The organism is Sphingopyxis sp. H073 (assembly GCF_001468395.1).
GTDB lineage: Bacteria > Pseudomonadota > Alphaproteobacteria > Sphingomonadales > Sphingomonadaceae > Sphingopyxis.
In genome coordinates this window covers 128,510-144,868 of the sequence record NZ_LNSG01000003.1, presented here as the reverse complement: position 1 = coordinate 144,868, position 16,359 = coordinate 128,510, and the positions used below count along the sequence as shown (strand labels likewise).

Genomic DNA, 16,359 nt, shown 5'->3' with positions numbered 1-16,359 from the left:
TTGTTGCGCGAGCGTCACGATTTTGCCACGCATTCGTCAACCGCAACAACGCGAAAGCCATCATGACCAATCCACGGGCGCACGCCCAATCGAATGTCTCGCCGATCCGCAAGATCCGCGAGAAACTGAAGCGCTTTTTCGGCCCCTGGGGCATGTTCGTAAAGGGCTTCATCAAGCATCCGGTCATGGTGGGATCGATCGTTCCGTCCTCGCCAACGCTGATCCGCAATATGCTGCGGCCGGTCGACTGGAAAAATACGAAGCTGTTTGTCGAATATGGCCCCGGTGTCGGCACCTTCTGCCGTCCCGTCCTCGAAAAAATGGCAGGCGACGCGACCCTGATCGCGATCGACACCAACGAGGATTTCATCGACTATCTGCGCAAGGATATTCGCGACAGTCGCTTCATCGCCGTTCATGGCTCGGCCGCGGATGTCGAGGAGATCGTCCGCGCGCATGGGTTCGAGCAGGCCGACTATGTGCTGTCGGGCCTGCCTTTCTCGACGCTTCCGTCGGGCGTCGGCCCAGCGATCGCCGCCGCGACGCATCGCGTGCTGCGCCCTGGCGGCGCTTTTCTCGTCTATCAGTTCCGCGCCCGCGCGCGCGATTTCCTCGCGGCACATTTCAGGCGCATCGACAATGCGTTCGAGTGGGTGAACGTCCCGCCCTGCTTCCTGTTCTGGGGCTGGAAGGACTAGCGCAGCGCATCGACGTTGGGGTCGTGTTCGGTCAGCCCGAAGTTCAACCGGCGCGTAACGGTATAGTCGGCGAAACCCACGACGAACCAAGCGAGAAACCAGCGAAGGCGCGTAAGCCAGGTTCCGCGCTTCTTGTGCGATTCGACGGTGACGACGTCGCATTGCGGCTCAAGGCCCGCGACGAAATCGCGCAGCCTTTGGGCAAAGGCGGCATCGGTGATCCGCACCATCAACTCGACATTGATGAACAGGCTCCGCATGTCGAAATTGGCGGTTCCGATATAGGTGACGTCGTCGATGACGATCAGCTTCATGTGCAATTTGCACGGCCGATATTCCCAGATGTCTGCGCTGCGGCGCAGCAGGAAGCCGTAGAGAAGGCGCGAGGCGCCGATCGTCGCCGGATTGTCGGACTTCGCCGCCATGACGAAGCGCGCCTTGCCGCGGCGCGCCAGGCGCCCGAGACGCCGCAGCACGCCTTGGCCGGGCGAAAAATAGGCCATTGCCATATCGAGGCGGCGGCCGCGGTCGAGGTCCGCTCGCACGGCCCGCGCCCAAGGCGACAGCCGCTCGGTCGGTCCGCCGACCAGCCACTGCACCGGCTCCGTGCCAATATTCCATTCGCGTACCAGTCGCCGCAGCATCAGCAGCTTGCCGTCGTCATGGGCCGTATAGTCATGGATCGTGTCGAACCATTGCACCGCGCGCTCGACGGTCGGGCCGGTCACAACAAGGCCAAGGTCGAACCAGCAGTCGGCGGACGGCTTGCTCAGATAGTCGTCGGCGATATTGAAGCCGCCGGTTACCGCGACATGCCCGTCGATCAGGATCAATTTCTGGTGGTTGCGGACGAGGTAGCTCGATCGCCAGCGGCGCGAGAAGAAGGTCACCGTGCCGCCTGCCTCGCGCAGCGGCGTGAAGACGCTGTCGGCCACATCGCCCGAACCGAAGCTGTCGATCACCGCGCGCACGCGCACGCCGCGCTGCGCGGCGGCAGTCATCGCGCCCAGCACGCGGGAGCCCGCGCCGTCATGCTCGAAGATATACATGATGAGGTCGAAGCTGCGGATCGCCCCGTCGATCAGCGTGAGCAGGCGTTCGAGGCGCCTGTCGCCGTCGAAGATCAGTTCGAGCCGGTGGCCGCCGACCTCCGCCTTCATCCCGTCGCTCGCGCTTCCGGAGGGCTCGCTGACGGGAACGGCGGTATCGGTCATCTCCTGCTCATAGGCCGGGCGCGTCGAGGGCCGCAAGCACGGGGTTGGGGGAGGGCGGTTTGATTGACATTCGCATGGACCCCTGCTAGCGCGCAGCGCTTGCCGCCATGCCATTGGCTGGCCTCTCCGACTTTTAAGGAAACAACATGGCCCGCGTTACCGTCGAAGATTGCGTCGACAAGGTTCCCAACCGGTTCGACCTGGTGCTGCTTTCGGCGCACCGTGCCCGCGAAATCTCGGGCGGCTCGGAGCTGACCGTCGATCGCGACCGCGACAAGAACCCCGTCGTCGCGCTGCGCGAAATCGCCGAACAGACGATCCGTCCGGTCGAGCTGAAGGATGCGCTCGTTGGCACGCTGCAGAAGGTCGTCGTCGACGATGACGACACGCCTGATGAAATCAGCTCGATCGCGCGTTCGGCAGAAGCGCTTCGTCTGACCGCCGCTGCGCCGCCGCGCAGCCCGGCCGGTGGCGGCGCCGACTTCGAATAAGCGAAGCGCGACAGCGATCGCCAAAGGGGGCCGCGGGAAACCGCGGCCCTTCCTGTTTTCAGGCTCGTAGCGCGGTCAGGGAAGCCGTTTCAGTTCGGCGATGCGGATCGCGCGCGAGGCGAGCAACGGTTCGATGATCACGCCGATGCGCTGTGCGCGGGGCGAACCGATCGTGACGTTGAACAGGCTGTTCGCGACCACATCGGCAATCTGGACCCCATCGGAGCGGCGGCTGTCGGCGAGCGAGGCCTGGCCCCATCCGGCGAGCCCCGTCTGGATCGTTTCGCGCACACCCGCGAGGATCGCGGGATCATAGCGTCCATCGTCGATCACCACGTCGGTACACACGCCGCCGGTTTCGGGAAGCCAGCTGCTCACCGCCAAATCGAGAAGGGCGGTGTAGAGCGCGAGGTCGCTCGGCAACTTGCCGTCGGAGGGCGGCGCCAGCGTCTCGCGCCTCGCGACCGCGACCCAGGCACGTCCACCGGCGCGGTCGAACAGCTCGAGCAGATAGGCGCGCTCGGTGAGGCTGATCCGGCTGCCCTTGAGTTCGCCGCGCAAGCCGGTGACGGCGCGAAAGCGCGCGTGGATGGCCGCTGCGGCCTCCGATGACAGCATCACCGCCGCGAAAGTCATCGCCCCGGCGTTGAGGCCGCCGGACTCATCGCAATAGATGGTCATGGCGCGCGCGAACCCGTGCCGATCACTTCACTTTGCCGAAGAAGGCGACAGCGCGTGAGGTGCCGACGGGAATCGGGGTGCTCCACAACCAGCGGACATGAGTTACGTCGACGAGGTTGGCCGGGCGCGCTGCCGCGCCCGCGACCGGAACCGTGAGCATCTCGATTGCCCCGAAAATCTTGCCGCCATCGACCGAGACGGAGAAATCTTTCGGATCGGACGTGCCGTCGAATACCAGTCCCTCGGGAATGGGATTGACGATCTTGACGTCGGCAGCGGGTGCCGCGCCGCCATTGGTGAAAATCAGCGTGATCCGTACCCGGTCACCCGGAACGACGACATCGGGCGAGGTATAGCTTTTGGCGGCGGGCTGGCCTGGGCTGGCGGACGTCAGCTTCTCGAGTTCGACCTTCGAGGTCAGCGTGCCCTGTGCTGCTGCAGGCTGTGAGCCCAGCAGGAGCGCGGCCGCAAGCAGCGCTGGTCCGCAAAACCTCATACGTCTCTCCTCGAAGCCGTTTCCATCACGCCGGGCAGGGATAGCGTTTCCGCATCAGCCCGTCGAATGCCGAATAGATCGAGATCATTTTGCGCGACTGGGCGGGATAGCTGCGCAGATGCGCGAGCCACTGTTCCGGGGTGAGCGTGCCGCTTTCGGGTGGGCAGCTTGCCGTTTTGCGACCGGCCTTGCGGTCGGCATCGATCCGCGCCTTGTAGCGCCTGCCGGCCGCGATAACCTCGCCTTTCAGGCGTTGCGCTTCGGGTGTGGCAATGGCGAGCGGGCCCAGCCGCTCGAGCAGGCTCGCGCGCTGGAGAAAGGCGGCGACGCTCATGTCACCGGGCGCCATGCCGCACAGCAGGACACCCGCGCTGAGGGCGGCGATAGCAAATCCGGGCCGCATGTCCCTGCTGGTCATGCGGCCCGGAATCGCTTCAGATCGTTGAACAAGGTCTGAATCAGACGCCTTGCGGGTTCGCGTCGCCGAAGGGGCGCGGCTTGCGCTTGATCTGCGGCAGGCCGCCGACGTGGCCCGATACGGGCGTCCCCGACCTGTCCTGATCATTCTCGCGGCCGATGTCTTCGCCCTTGATCGCGCGGCGCGCTTCCTCGCCCGACAGCGTCTCATATTCGAGCAGCGCGCCCGCGAGCAGATGGAGCTCGTCGAGATGATCGGTGAGTACCTTGCGCGCGGTCTTTTCGCCTTCCTCGACCAGTCGGCGGACCTCGGCATCGATCAGTTTGGCGGTCTCTTCGGACATGTTCTGCGCGCGCGACACGCTGTGGCCGAGGAACACCTCGTCCTGATTGTCGCGGTAGCGCAGCCAGCCGAGCTTTTCGGACATGCCATATTCCATCACCATCGCGCGCGCCGAGTCGGTCGCCTGCTGGATGTCGTTCGACGCGCCGGTGTTGAGCTCGTCCTTGCCATAGATGAGCTGTTCGGCGATGCGGCCGCCGAAGCAGAGCGCGAGACGCGCCTTCATCTGTTTCATGTTCATCGAATAGCGGTCGCGTTCGGGCAGGTTCCACGTCACGCCCAGCGCACGGCCGCGCGGGATGATCGTCACCTTGTGCAGCGGATCATTGCCCTCGACATGGAGCGAGACGAGTGCATGGCCGGCCTCGTGATAGGCGGTCGCCTTCTTCTCGTCCTCGGTCATCACCATCGAGCGGCGCTCGGCGCCCATCATCACCTTGTCCTTGGCTTCCTCGAACTCGTTCGAGGCGATCAGGCGCTTGCCCTTGCGCGCCGCGAGCAGCGCCGCCTCGTTGGCCAGATTCGCAAGGTCGGCGCCCGAGAAGCCCGGCGTGCCGCGTGCGATGCGGCGGAGGTCGACGTCGGGCGCAAGCGGCTTCTTGCGCGTATGGACTTCGAGGATCTTCTGGCGTCCCTCGATGTCGGGGCGCGGCACGACGACCTGGCGGTCGAAGCGGCCCGGGCGGAGTAGGGCGGGGTCGAGCACGTCGGGGCGGTTGGTTGCCGCGACGATGATGATGCCTTCGTTCGCCTCGAACCCGTCCATCTCGACGAGGAGTTGGTTCAGCGTCTGCTCGCGCTCGTCATTGCCGTTGCCGAGCCCGGCGCCGCGGTGGCGGCCGACGGCGTCGATTTCGTCGATAAAGACGATGCACGGCGCGTTGCGCTTCGCCTGCTCGAACATGTCGCGGACGCGGCTGGCACCGACACCGACGAACATCTCCACGAAGTCCGAACCCGAAATGGTGAAGAAGGGAACGCCCGCCTCACCCGCGATCGCGCGGGCGAGCAGCGTCTTGCCGGTACCGGGCGAGCCGACGAGCAGCGCGCCCTTCGGGATCTGGCCGCCGAGCTTCGAGAATTTGCTGGGGTCTTTCAGGAACTCGACGATCTCCTGCAGTTCCTCGCGCGCCTCGTCGATGCCTGCGACATCGTCGAAGGTCACGCGGCCCTGCTTTTCGGTGAGCATCTTCGCGCGGCTCTTGCCGAAGCCCATTGCGCCCGAACCATTGTTCTTCTGCACCTGGCGGAACACGAAGAAGGCAATGCCCAGAATCAGCAGGAAGGGCAGCGACTGGACGAGCAGATACATCCAGAAATTGGGAACATCGGTCGGTTTTCCGTCATATTTGACATTATTGTCGTTGAGCATCTTCAGGAGATCGGGGTCGCGGACGATATTCGCGGTGAAGCTTTCGCCATTGTCGAGCTTGCCGGTTACGCGATCCTCGGACAGCACGACCTCCTTGACCGCGCCTTCCTGAACCTTCTGCCGGAACTCGGAATAGGCGAGGGGGGCTCCGGTCGGCTGCGTCGCGCCGCCGAACATCGAGGCGACGAGGAGCATAGCGAGCAGGATGCCGCTCCAGATCATCACGCTCTTCATCCAGGGATTGCCCTGCGGTTCCTTGTCATCCTGCATCGGAAACTTTCCAAACTTCGCGCACGTTCGCGCTTCAATCCCGATAATGTAGGATAATTGGGTTAAATGACAATGAGCCAGATTGTCCTATTTTCGGGCTTTTCGGCGCGGTGCGGCGGAAATGCGCCAGATCGTGCCCTGAAGCCCCGGCACGGCGTCGATCAGCAGCGCGCCGACCATCGCGCGGCGGCCGCCCTTCATCGCCGCGATCACCCCGTCGAGCGAGGCGCCGCGCAGGCGAAGCTGACCGTCGTTCGCGCGCAGACGCTGGGTGACGACGCGGCGGAAAATCTCGGCCGGATAGCCCTCGTCGCGAATGACCGCGATGTCCGAGGCGTCGGGCCAGTTCGCGATCAGCCGCTCGACCGCCCAGTCGATCGCCTCGTCGGCCTCGGCGAGCCAGCCCGCCGAGCGCGCCGCCGCCTCGACGTCGATCGCGGTCTGCGAGGCGAGGGCGTGGCGCAGCCGCGCGCGGTCGAAACGGTCGTCGCTGTTCGACGGATCGTCGACGAACGGAATATCGTGATCGAGCGCGATGCGCAGCAGTTCGGCGCGGCGCCACGCAAGCAGCGGGCGCAGCACGAGCCGGTAGCGCGCGCGGATCGCGGCGAGGCCGCCGACCCCGCTGCTGCGGTTGAGGCGCATGACGATCGTTTCGAGCTGGTCGTCGGCATGATGCGCGGTGAGCAGGTGCGCAAGGCCGTTCGCCGCGCGCCAGTCCTCCATAAGCCGGTAGCGTTCGGTGCGCGCCGCGGCCTGCAGCGAACCGCGAAGCGGAACGGGGGGCGTCAGTGTCGCGTGCGGGATATGCTCGCGCGCGCAGAAGCCCGCGACCATGCGCGCTTCCTCCGCCGATTCCTTGCGCAGGCCATGGTCGACGGTGACCGCCCGGACCTGTCCGGGCAGCAGCGTCGCCATGAGCCAAAGGAGGGCCATGCTGTCGGGGCCGCCCGACACCGCGACGCCATAGTGGAGGCGCTGCCAGTCGGGGCCGGCGAGCGCGGCAAGATCGCGGCCGAGACGCTCGACCGCGTCGCCGCTGTCAACAGCCTGCTTTTGCTTTTGCGGCGGCTGCATCGGTGCGGACATCCTGCGGCGCTTTTGCCCCATAGACTTCGTCGAGTTCGCGGAACGCCTTGCAAGCGTCGGCCTTGCGTCCAAGCTTGTCGAGCGCCACCCCCATGTACATCAGGCTGTGCGGGGCGCGCGGGCCGTCGGGGCGGTCCTTGTAATTGTTGTAGAAGGCCACCGCGGCGAGGCTGGGCTTGCCATCGTCGAGATAGGCGCGGCCGAGCAGGTTTTGCGCATAGCTCGCCTGGTTGCTTTTCGGCCATTTGGTGACGACGGTCTTGAGCTGGGCCTGCGCCTCCGGATAGAGTTTCGCCGACCAGAGGCGGAAGCCGTAATCATAGGCGTCCTGCTGCTCGTTGCCCGATGACGGGATTTCGACCTTCTTCACGAGCGCGAGGCGTGCCGCGTCGGGCTTTCCGGTGCTGGCGGCCGGCGGCGTCGCGGGTTTTTTCGGCGGCGTGGCTGTCGCCACCGGGGTTGGCGTCGGCGCGACCGGCTTGGGCGCGAGGGCGACCGGCAGGCTGGCAGGCGTCACGGCGGGCTCTCCGGCAGCGGCGGGGGGCACACGCTTGTCCATTTCGGCCTTGTAGGCAGCGAACTGTTTCTCGAGCTCGCGGAGATGGAAGGCATTTTGCTCGGTCTGGCCGGTGAGCGCCTGAAGCTGCGATTCGAGAGCATCGACGCGCGCGGTGAGGTCGGCGACCGGCGAATTGCTTTTCACCGCCTGGCCCGGCGTCGCCTCGGGTGCGATCTCGCCTTCGAAGAAGGTCGGGGCGCCGCCCGGGAACACTTGCCGCTGAACCGCGCGCATTTCCTTTTCGAGCTTGTCGACGCGTTTCGCGACCGTCGCGTCCTGCGCCAGCGCGGCGGGTGCCGCCACGGCGATCGCGATCGCGGCCGCGCCGGCAAGGGTGATGTGATGCTTCGTCATGTGCCGATTGGCCCCCAAGAGATATTAACTATTCTGCGGGTCCATCCATAACGCCGCAAAGCGCGGGCGCGCAAACCCATTTCGGCGCGATGCCGCGCGTTGTCGCCGGAACGAGGCGATGCAGCGCGCGGTCAGCCCCTGGTCCTGGGCGCCGCGGCGGGCACCGCCGGGCTGCCTTCGGCGCGCGCGACGAGGTCGGCCGGCTTCAGCGAAATGCCCTTCACCAGCGTGTCGGCGGGGCCGATCGGGCCGACGTCGCGGCCGCCGACGGTGACCTTGAGCGCCTGCGGGATGCTGGTGCGCAGCGTGAACTGCTCGATATAGGCGGGCGGCACTTCATAGGTTTCGCCAGCGTCGAGTGTCCGCCAATTCTCGGTCTTGCCCTTGGCATCGTCGAAGCCGATCCAGACCTCGGAAATGCCGGTCAGCACGACGGGTGCGTTGGCCGCGATCGTCGCCCCGGCCTTTGCCGGGGCGGGTGCCGCGACCTTGGTTGCGGGGGCTTCCGAAGCGTCGGCAGCCTGGTTTTGTGCAGCGACCAGCGCCTCGTCGGGTTCGACCGACAGGAAGCGCCAAACGCCATAGGCCGACACGAGGATGAGCGCGACGATCACCAGCGTCCATGTCAGGCGCGCGGTGGGCAGGCGGGCGGGATCGGTCGGTTCATAGGCTTCGTAGAGCGGACGCGAACCATAGGCGTCTTCTTCCAGCTCGCGGCGGATGCCGGCGCCGATCTCGGCCTCGGGCAGGTCGACCGCGCGGGCATAGGCGCGCGCGAATCCGGTCACATAGGTGCGGCCGGGAAGTTCGGTGAAGTCGGACTTTTCGATGGCTTCGAGATGGCGCTGCGTGATGCGCGTGCGCGTCGCGACGTCGGCGAGCGACAGGCCCGCCTTCTCGCGCGCGAGGCGGAGCTTGTCGCCGGTGCGCGTGATCGCCAGTTCGCCCTGCGCGGCGACCTCTTCATCTGCCATTACTGTCTCCGTGCCGGTCGTTTGCAACCCGTATCGACCGTGTGGCAACGTTCATCGCATTGACGATGCGCGAAAGTCAAATGAAGTTCGGCGAACGAACGGCTGAAAAGACGCGGATTCGAGTTTGGCGGAAAAGGCGGCGAGGTCGCTGGCGCGGCAGGGCGGAGAGCGGGCATGTTTCGGGGCAGAAGGCCGTCATGCAAGCCGAGCCGCGACCGCTTTTATCCATCAGGGGGAAAGAGCGGGACGAAGGCTGGCACAGCGGGATGATTTAGGAAAGGCCTGTTTGAAGGCGGCGTCGGCTTTGGGGTGGGGAGCGGACGTTTAGCTCCGCGCCTCAAAAAGAGATTGAGCCTCTTGCGCCATAGCACGCAAGCGTGGCCATAAGTGATGACTGACGAATGCCACGTCATTTCCGTTGGGTAAATCCATAAGCATCGCGTCAAGCAAGGCTTTCACCTCACCAATGACCTTGGCTTCGTTCACATCCAAAAGACTATAACCGACCGCGCCTTCATCAAAATCATTGTCGTCAAAGAAGAAATGAAAAATCTGATCGATGTCTGACACCAGCCCCTGTTCGCGCGCATTGCGCCAAAGTTCTTCCGGATCTTCCGCCGCTAGCTCTTTGAGATACAGAATGAGCTCTTCTCGCTTCTCCGGGTTGGCGAGCGAAGAAGGCAGGAATGAGTGATTATCCGCCATATTGCAAGGGTAACTGTGATCGCAATTGACCGCAATGTCCGCAACCGGTCGTTTCCCGTCATTCGTCATCCCGGACTTGATCCGGGATCCACAGCAGCGCCGAAGGCATGGACCCCGGATCAAGTCCGGGGTGACGATGATGGTTAGGGCGGCTTCCGGCCGGTTTTCGGACCGCCCGCATTCCCCGCTTTTCCGATGCCTGCCATCGGAACCCAAACCGCAAACCCCTTGGTCACACCGCGCGCGGGTTTCAACTTGCAACTAACCGCGCGGCATGATCAAACAGCGGCCGCAGATCATAAGGGGAGACGGGTCATGGCCACCGCGATCAAGCAGGATATTGCCGGCGAAACCGCGCGTATGCACGCGGTGCTCGCGGCGCAGAAGGCGAGCTTTACCGCTGCGATGCCCGAAAGCCTCGCCGTGCGGACCGACCGCATCGACCGCGCGGTCGCGATGCTCGTCGATCATGCCGAGGAATTCGCCAAGGCCGTCAGCGAGGATTTCGGCCACCGCAGCCGCGAACAGACGCTGATGACCGACATCATGCCGTCGGTCAGCGCGCTCAAGCACGCGAAAAAGCATATGGCGGCCTGGTCGAAGGGTGAGAAGCGCAAGCCGACTTTCCCGCTCGGCTTTCTCGGCGCCAAGGCAGAGGTCGTCTATCAGCCGAAGGGCGTCGTCGGCGTCGTCGCGCCGTGGAACTTTCCCGTCGGTATGGTCTTCGTGCCGATGGCGGGCATTCTCGCGGCGGGCAACCGCGCGATGATCAAGCCGAGCGAGTTTACGGAGAATGTCTCGGCGCTGATGGCGCGGCTGGTGCCCGACTATTTCGACGAAAGCGAGATGGCGGTGTTCACCGGCGATGCCGAGGTCGGGATCGCCTTCTCGAAGCTCGCCTTCGACCATATGATCTTCACCGGCGCGACGGGCGTCGGGCGGCACATCATGCGCGCGGCGGCGGATAATCTGGTACCCGTGACGCTCGAACTCGGCGGCAAGTCGCCGACCTTCATCGGGCGCAGCGCGAACAAGGATCTCGTCGGCCAGCGCGTCGCGCTCGGCAAGATGATGAACGCGGGCCAGATCTGCCTCGCGCCCGACTATCTGCTCGTGCCTGAGGACCAGGAAGGCGAGGTGATCGACAGTGTCGTCAAGGGCGCGACCGCGCTCTATCCGACGCTGCTGTCGAACGACGATTATACGTCGGTGGTGAACGGGCGGAACTACGACCGTCTGCAGGGCTATCTCGCCGATGCGCGCGAGAAGGGCGCCGAGGTGATCGAGGTCAACCCGGCAAGCGAGGATTTTGCGAGCGCGAACGGCCACAAGATGCCGCTCCACATCGTCCGCAATCCGACCGACGAGATGAAGGTGATGCAGGAGGAAATCTTCGGTCCGATCCTGCCGGTGAAGACGTACAAGACGATCGACGACGCGATCGACTATGTGAACGAGCGCGACCGCCCGCTCGGCCTCTATTATTTCGGGCAGGACAAGAGCGAGGAGGACCGTGTGCTGACGCGGACGATCTCGGGCGGCGTCACGGTCAACGACGTGCTGTTCCACAATGCGATGGAGGATCTGCCCTTCGGCGGGGTCGGGCCGTCGGGGATGGGCAATTACCACGGGCTGGACGGCTTCAGGACCTTCAGTCACGCGCGCGCTGTTTACCGCCAGCCGAAGCTCGATGTCGCGGGGCTCGCGGGCTTCAAGCCGCCCTATGGCAAGGCGACCGCCAAGACGCTGGCGAAAGAACTCAAGAAATAGCTTGGCAAGCGGCGGCGCTTCGCCCTAGGGGAAGCGCCGCGCTTTCGGCACCATGCCGATGCTGTGCCCCTGTGGTGAAATTGGTAGACGCGCTCGACTCAAAATCGAGTTCCGCAAGGAGTGCTGGTTCGAGTCCGGCCAGGGGCACCATAACCGCCGCGCAAATCCTCCATTCGTCGTGCGACGAACCGCTCGTCCGGTCTGGAAAACGGCCGGGCTCATGAATCGGGCGCGCCGCCTTCTGTAACAATTGACGCCATGACGGCCAGCCAACATGCGTGGGTTTAGAGGCGGGGGCCTTGGGGCGGGTCTGCCCCTTACGGGCGCTTTTTTGCGCCCCAGCAACAGGGTGTCGCCTCGCTTATGAATATGTTCCGGCGCTTCTCATCGGCCGCGCATGATATCGCCATCGACCTCGGGACCGTGAATACCGTCATCTACGCCCGCGACCGCGGGATCGTGCTCAACGAACCGTCGGTCATCGCGCTGGAGACGCGCGACGGCGTCCGCCGCGTCAAGGTCGTCGGCGACGAGGCGAAGCTGATGATGGGCAAGACGCCCGCCAATATCCAGGCGCTGCGCCCCTTGCGCGATGGCGTGATCGCCGACATCGACATTGCCGAGCAGATGCTCAAGCATTTCATCGAAAAGGCGGTGGGTGTCGCCGGGCCGCTCCGCTCGCGCAGCCATATCGTCGTCTGCGTGCCGTCGGCCTCGACCGCCGTCGAGCGTCGCGCCATCCGCGATGCCGCGACCAATGCCGGCGCGGCGAGCGTGCGGCTGATCGACGAACCGCTTGCCGCCGCGATCGGCGCCGGCTTGCCCGTCACCGAGCCGCGCGGGACGATGGTCGTCGATATCGGCGGCGGGACGACCGAGGTCGCGGTGCTGTCGCTGAGCGGGGTCGCCTATTGCAATTCGGTGCGCGTCGGCGGCGACAAGATGGACGACATGATCGCCTCCTACATCCGCCGCAAGCACAATATGATGATCGGCGAAATGACCGCCGAGCGCGTCAAGCTGCTGCTCGGTTGCGCGCTCCCGCCCGACGGCGCGGGGATGGCGATGGCGGTCAAGGGCCGCGATCTGGTCAGCGGCCGTCCGTCCGAAATCACCGTGTCGGAGGCGGAAATCGCCGAAGCGCTCACCGAACCCGTCGGCCAGATCCTGATGGCGGTGATGGCGGCGCTCGAGGAGACCGCGCCCGAACTGTCGGCCGACATCATCGACGACGGCATCACGCTGACCGGTGGCGGCGCGCTGCTCGGCCGGATGGACCAGGCCATTGCGAAGCGGACGGGCCTGCCGGTACGGGTCGCGTCCGACGCCCTGATCTGCGTCGCGATGGGGGCGGGGCAGGCCATGGAAGAAGCCGTGTTTCACGGAGCTTTGGCTGCCGCCTGACCCGCCGCGTCGAGGCGAGTGTCCGCACCGGCCGTCATTTACCCATTTCTGCACTTAATGCCGCCGTTCTGGCGCCGTTAAATTTAGCAAATTGGGAACTTTATTCATATTCGGCAGGCAATGTCGCGGTGGGATCAGGTTAACTCGTTGATGAACCGTTAACTGCGGGACGCGACGGCGTTGAGTAATAAGAAGATTTTCGCTATGCATATGGTGGCGTTATTCATGCGTACTGAAGTATAACGATGACCTATTCCCGCTCTCCCGGCGCTATTCCGAACGAGGATGGCATGAAGAAACCGATCGCTGCCAATGCCGTGTCCCAGCCGGTCGCCGGAGCGGATGCCGATCGTCGCGGCGGCGATCGCTATCGCACCGTCTGGCGCATCGCAAAGGTGACGCGCGACGGCGACGTCGGGCTGTGGCGCGTCCGCAACATGTCGGATCGCGGGATGATGCTCGCCGCCGACGTGCCGGTTGCGGTCGGCGAGAAGCTCGAAATCGCGCTGTCGGACGCCGTCGTCGTCCGCGGCAAGGTCGTGTGGTCGGAGGGCGGCCGTCTCGGCGTCGAGTTCGACCGGGAAGTCGATGTCGCCGACGTGCTGAAGCAACTCGCCGCCGAACAGCGTGCCAGCGGCTATCGCCAGCCGCGCTTGCCCGTGCACACGCGGGCGAAGGTCACGACCGAAGAGGGGACGAGCGACATCGAACTCGTCGACCTGTCGCAGAGCGGCGCGGGGTTCGTCCACGACGGTGCGCTCGAGGTCGGCAAGGAAGTCGACCTGGCCCTCGCCAGCGGCATTCACCGCAAGGCGATCGTCCGCTGGGCGCGCGGGACGCGTGGCGGCTTGTGGCTGACCCAGCCGCTCGACCGCGCCGACCTTGAGAGCATCCGCCGTTTCCAGAGCTGAGCGCTATGCCGCGCCTTTGGCGATCTTCGCCCAGGGATTGAGGTCGGGCTCGCCGATCTTGCTCAGCCGGTTATGGTCGCGGTGAAGGAAAGGCTCGTCACGGCCCTTCACCATCAGCATCGTGTCGGAGACATAACTCCACGACCCGTCGTCGTGAAAATCGACCGTCAGCTGGTAGCTGTCGGTGCGAAAGGCGAGGTCGAGGAAAGTCGTCGAACAGATGCCATATTCGGTCTGGCCGCGCTCGGCTTTCAGGACCAGTTTCCTGTCGCCGGGCTTGGCGTGGCCCGCCGCGATCGCGATCTGCCCGCGCGGGATCGCCAGCGTCTGCAGGATCACGCCGGTCGCGGCTTCATAAAGCCAGTAGCCGACCTGATCGTGAAAGGTGATGTCCTCTTCGCGCGTGTTGATATGGACGTGATAGCGCAGGCCATAGAAAAGCTGCGGTCCGTTCGCCTGCGGGTCGATCGGCTGCATCTCGATCCGCTCGTAATATTTGCGCGTTTCGGGGCCGTCGGCCTTCGGGTTGACGTCGACGCCGCGCTGGCCCTCCCATATGCCGGCCAGCCGGCGCAGCGGGCCGAGATTGTTCAGCGTTTCGGGATCGACGTCCTCGGGTTCGGTGAAGATATCTTCAGGTAATTCCATCGCTCGCCCCCTTGGTCGCAATCAGATGTCCTCGACCAGCCGCCCGTAAAGCTGCGGCCGGCGGTCGCGGAAGAAGCCCATGCCGGCGCGGTGCTTCGCTGCGCGGTCAAGGTCGATCGTTTCGACCAGCACGCCGGTTTCGCTGGCGCCGAACGCCTGCGTCATGTCGCCCCATTCGTCGGTGATGAAACTGTGGCCATAGAAGTTCGCATCGCCCTCGGCGCCTATACGATTGGCGGCGATCACCGGCATGCAGTTCGACACGCTGTGTCCCTGCATCGCGCGGCGCCACATGCGGCTGGTGTCGAGGTCGGCGTCATACGGCTCGGACCCGATGGCGGTCGGGTAGAAGAGCAGTTCTGCGCCCATCAGCGCCATTGCGCGCGCGCATTCGGGATACCATTGGTCCCAGCACACGCCGACGCCGATCCGCGTCCCGAACACGTCCCAGACCTTGAAGCCGGTATTGCCGGGGCGGAAATAATATTTTTCTTCATAGCCGGGGCCGTCGGGAATGTGGCTCTTGCGGTACGTCCCCATGATCGCCCCGTCGGGGCCGATCATCGCGAGGGTGTTGTAATAATGCGGCCCGTCCTTTTCGAAAAAGCTCGTCGGGATCGCGACCTTCAGCGTCGCGGCCAGCGCCTGCATCCGGGCGACGCTGGGATGTTCGGCGGTCGGGCGCGCGGTTGCGAAGAGTTCTTCCTCCTCGACCTGGCAGAAATAGGGGCCTTCGAAGAGTTCGGGCGGCAGGATCACTTGCGCGCCCTTTGCCGCCGCTTCCTCGACGAGCGCGGTGACCGCGTCAATGTTCGGCTGAACGGGGCCCGGCAGGCGGAGCTGCAGCGCGGCGACGGTGATGGTGCGGGTCATGGTTCGTCCGTGGTGGCGCGAGAATCGAGCCGGAATATAGGGCGCTTCGCCCCTTATGCTAGGCCGGAAGCTGCTGGCTCGAGCAATGGAAGCTGCCGCCGCCGACGATGATCCCGCGCGCGGGCACGCCGACGGCCCGGCGATCGGGGAAGAGCGCGGCAAGCATGTCGACGGCTGCCGCATCGTTCGCCACTCCATAGGTCGGAACGACCACGACCGTGTTACCGATGTAGAAGTTCATATAGCTCGCCGCCGCGATCTCGCCGTCGATTTCGACCCGGCCCGGCGAGGGCAGGTCGACGATCTCGATTCCGCCGAAGGCCGCGGTGCGGGCGCGGGCGTCCGCATAGATATGGGCGTTGGGGTCATCGTCGCCCGCCGCAACGGGAAGCGCGAGGCGCCCTTCGCCGACGAAGCGGGCGAGATTGTCGACATGGCCGTCGGTGTGATCGCCGACCAGCCCGTTGCCGAGCCACAGCAGCCGCTCGATACCGAGCGACTGGTGCAGGCGCACCGCGATATCCTCGCGCGTCAGCACCGGGTTGCGGTTGGTGTTGAGCAGGCATTCCTCGGTGGTAACGCAAAGCCCGGTACCGTCGACGTCGATCGCGCCGCCTTCGAGCACCCAGTCCTGATCGTCCACAGGCAGGCCCGACCCGGCGGCAAGCGCCGCCCCCACTTCCTGATCACCCGGCATGACGAATTTATCGCCCCACCAGTTGAATTCGAAGTTGCGCGCTCGGCGTGCGGAGCCCGTGCCTGCGATGATCGGCCCCGTGTCGCGCAGCCAGATATCGCCGAGCGGTTGGACGAGGATATGGACGCCCGCGTCGACCAACTGCGCCGCGATCTCCGCCTGCCGTTCGTCGTTGACGACCAGCCGCACTTCTTCGCCGCGCCCCCCGTCATGGACGGCGTTGGCGAAGGCGGCGACGTCGGCGCGGGCCGCGTCGATCGCGCCCGCCCATTCGTCATCGAGGTGCGGAAATCCGATCCACACCGCCTCGTGCGGCGCCCATTCGGCGGGCATTCTGAGCGTCATGGGCGCTTGTCCTTTATCTCGTCATTGCGAGGAGCGAAGCGACGCGGC

Annotated in this window: 17 protein-coding genes and 1 tRNA gene; 6 read left to right on the top strand and 12 right to left on the bottom strand. The window is 65.0% G+C overall.

The features are described from left to right. Positions 1-62: 62 nt before the first annotated feature. Positions 63-698, top strand: coding sequence for a methyltransferase domain-containing protein (locus tag ATE64_RS06250; protein ID WP_156416532.1), 636 nt, complete (start codon positions 63-65; stop codon positions 696-698). On the opposite strand, the gene ATE64_RS06245 is transcribed toward ATE64_RS06250, so the two are convergent. Then, positions 695-1,912 (bottom strand): phospholipase D-like domain-containing protein, encoded by a 1,218-nt coding sequence (locus ATE64_RS06245; RefSeq protein ID WP_058453889.1) that lies wholly within the window; start codon positions 1,910-1,912, stop codon positions 695-697. The two genes, ATE64_RS06250 and ATE64_RS06245, sit on opposite strands and share 4 nt — an antisense overlap. A 146-nt stretch (positions 1,913-2,058) precedes the next feature. Here ATE64_RS06245 and rpoZ point away from each other — a divergent pair, with 146 nt between their 5' ends. Then, positions 2,059-2,403, top strand: a complete 345-nt coding sequence (gene rpoZ / locus ATE64_RS06240) for a DNA-directed RNA polymerase subunit omega (RefSeq protein ID WP_058453888.1) — start codon at positions 2,059-2,061, stop codon at positions 2,401-2,403. Positions 2,404-2,478: 75 nt separating this feature from the next. Here the strand turns inward: rpoZ and ATE64_RS06235 are convergent, their stop codons facing one another. The 8 genes from ATE64_RS06235 to ATE64_RS06200 form a co-directional block, all read right to left on the bottom strand. Beyond that, positions 2,479-3,084, bottom strand: coding sequence for a DUF3800 domain-containing protein (locus ATE64_RS06235; protein ID WP_058453887.1), 606 nt, complete (start codon positions 3,082-3,084; stop codon positions 2,479-2,481). Between the two features lie 22 nt (positions 3,085-3,106). Beyond that, positions 3,107-3,580 (bottom strand): hypothetical protein, encoded by a 474-nt coding sequence (locus ATE64_RS06230; RefSeq protein ID WP_058453886.1) that lies wholly within the window; start codon positions 3,578-3,580, stop codon positions 3,107-3,109. 25 nt (positions 3,581-3,605) lie between these two features. Beyond that, positions 3,606-3,998, bottom strand: a complete 393-nt coding sequence (locus tag ATE64_RS06225) for a hypothetical protein (protein WP_058453885.1) — start codon at positions 3,996-3,998, stop codon at positions 3,606-3,608. Positions 3,999-4,038: 40 nt separating this feature from the next. After that, positions 4,039-5,982 (bottom strand): ATP-dependent zinc metalloprotease FtsH, encoded by a 1,944-nt coding sequence (gene ftsH / locus ATE64_RS06220; RefSeq protein WP_058453884.1) that lies wholly within the window; start codon positions 5,980-5,982, stop codon positions 4,039-4,041. An 87-nt stretch (positions 5,983-6,069) separates the two neighbouring features. After that, the gene (tilS, locus tag ATE64_RS06215) at positions 6,070-7,071 is read right to left on the bottom strand and encodes a tRNA lysidine(34) synthetase TilS (protein ID WP_082657604.1); all 1,002 of its coding nucleotides are present in this window, start codon (positions 7,069-7,071) and stop codon (positions 6,070-6,072) included. Beyond that, a complete protein-coding gene (locus tag ATE64_RS06210) occupies positions 7,025-7,984 on the bottom strand; it encodes a tetratricopeptide repeat protein (protein WP_058453882.1) in 960 nt (319 codons plus the stop codon). Before ATE64_RS06210 ends, tilS begins: the two co-directional genes overlap by 47 nt. A gap of 131 nt (positions 7,985-8,115) precedes the next feature. Further along, positions 8,116-8,958 carry a helix-turn-helix domain-containing protein gene (locus tag ATE64_RS06205; RefSeq protein ID WP_058453881.1) on the bottom strand — a complete coding sequence of 281 codons (843 nt, stop codon included), beginning with the start codon at positions 8,956-8,958 and terminating at the stop codon, positions 8,116-8,118. Positions 8,959-9,282: 324 nt separating this feature from the next. After that, entirely contained in the window at positions 9,283-9,732 is a 450-nt protein-coding gene (locus tag ATE64_RS06200) for a hypothetical protein (protein WP_058453880.1), read from the bottom strand. A gap of 246 nt (positions 9,733-9,978) precedes the next feature. Between ATE64_RS06200 and ATE64_RS06195 the strand changes: the two genes are divergently transcribed. The 4 genes from ATE64_RS06195 (at position 9,979) to ATE64_RS06180 (ending at position 13,748) form a co-directional block, all read left to right on the top strand. Further along, positions 9,979-11,433 carry a coniferyl aldehyde dehydrogenase gene (locus tag ATE64_RS06195; protein WP_058453879.1) on the top strand — a complete coding sequence of 485 codons (1,455 nt, stop codon included), beginning with the start codon at positions 9,979-9,981 and terminating at the stop codon, positions 11,431-11,433. 65 nt (positions 11,434-11,498) lie between these two features. Then, positions 11,499-11,583: transfer RNA gene (locus ATE64_RS06190), tRNA-Leu, on the top strand. A 213-nt stretch (positions 11,584-11,796) separates the two neighbouring features. Beyond that, complete coding sequence (locus ATE64_RS06185) at positions 11,797-12,837, top strand: rod shape-determining protein (RefSeq protein ID WP_058453878.1); 1,041 nt, start codon at positions 11,797-11,799, stop codon at positions 12,835-12,837. Between the two features lie 290 nt (positions 12,838-13,127). Next, entirely contained in the window at positions 13,128-13,748 is a 621-nt protein-coding gene (locus ATE64_RS06180) for a PilZ domain-containing protein (RefSeq protein WP_058453877.1), read from the top strand. 3 nt (positions 13,749-13,751) lie between these two features. Here ATE64_RS06180 and ATE64_RS06175 read toward each other — a convergent pair whose 3' ends face one another. From ATE64_RS06175 to ATE64_RS06165, 3 genes are read right to left on the bottom strand one after another with little or no spacing between them, the layout of a single operon-like run. After that, positions 13,752-14,396 (bottom strand): heme-binding beta-barrel domain-containing protein, encoded by a 645-nt coding sequence (locus tag ATE64_RS06175; protein WP_058453876.1) that lies wholly within the window; start codon positions 14,394-14,396, stop codon positions 13,752-13,754. Positions 14,397-14,417: 21 nt separating this feature from the next. Then, a complete protein-coding gene (gene aguB, locus ATE64_RS06170) occupies positions 14,418-15,269 on the bottom strand; it encodes an N-carbamoylputrescine amidase (protein ID WP_058453875.1) in 852 nt (283 codons plus the stop codon). 58 nt (positions 15,270-15,327) lie between these two features. Continuing rightward, positions 15,328-16,311 (bottom strand): agmatine deiminase family protein, encoded by a 984-nt coding sequence (locus tag ATE64_RS06165; protein ID WP_058453874.1) that lies wholly within the window; start codon positions 16,309-16,311, stop codon positions 15,328-15,330. Positions 16,312-16,359: the final 48 nt, after the last annotated feature.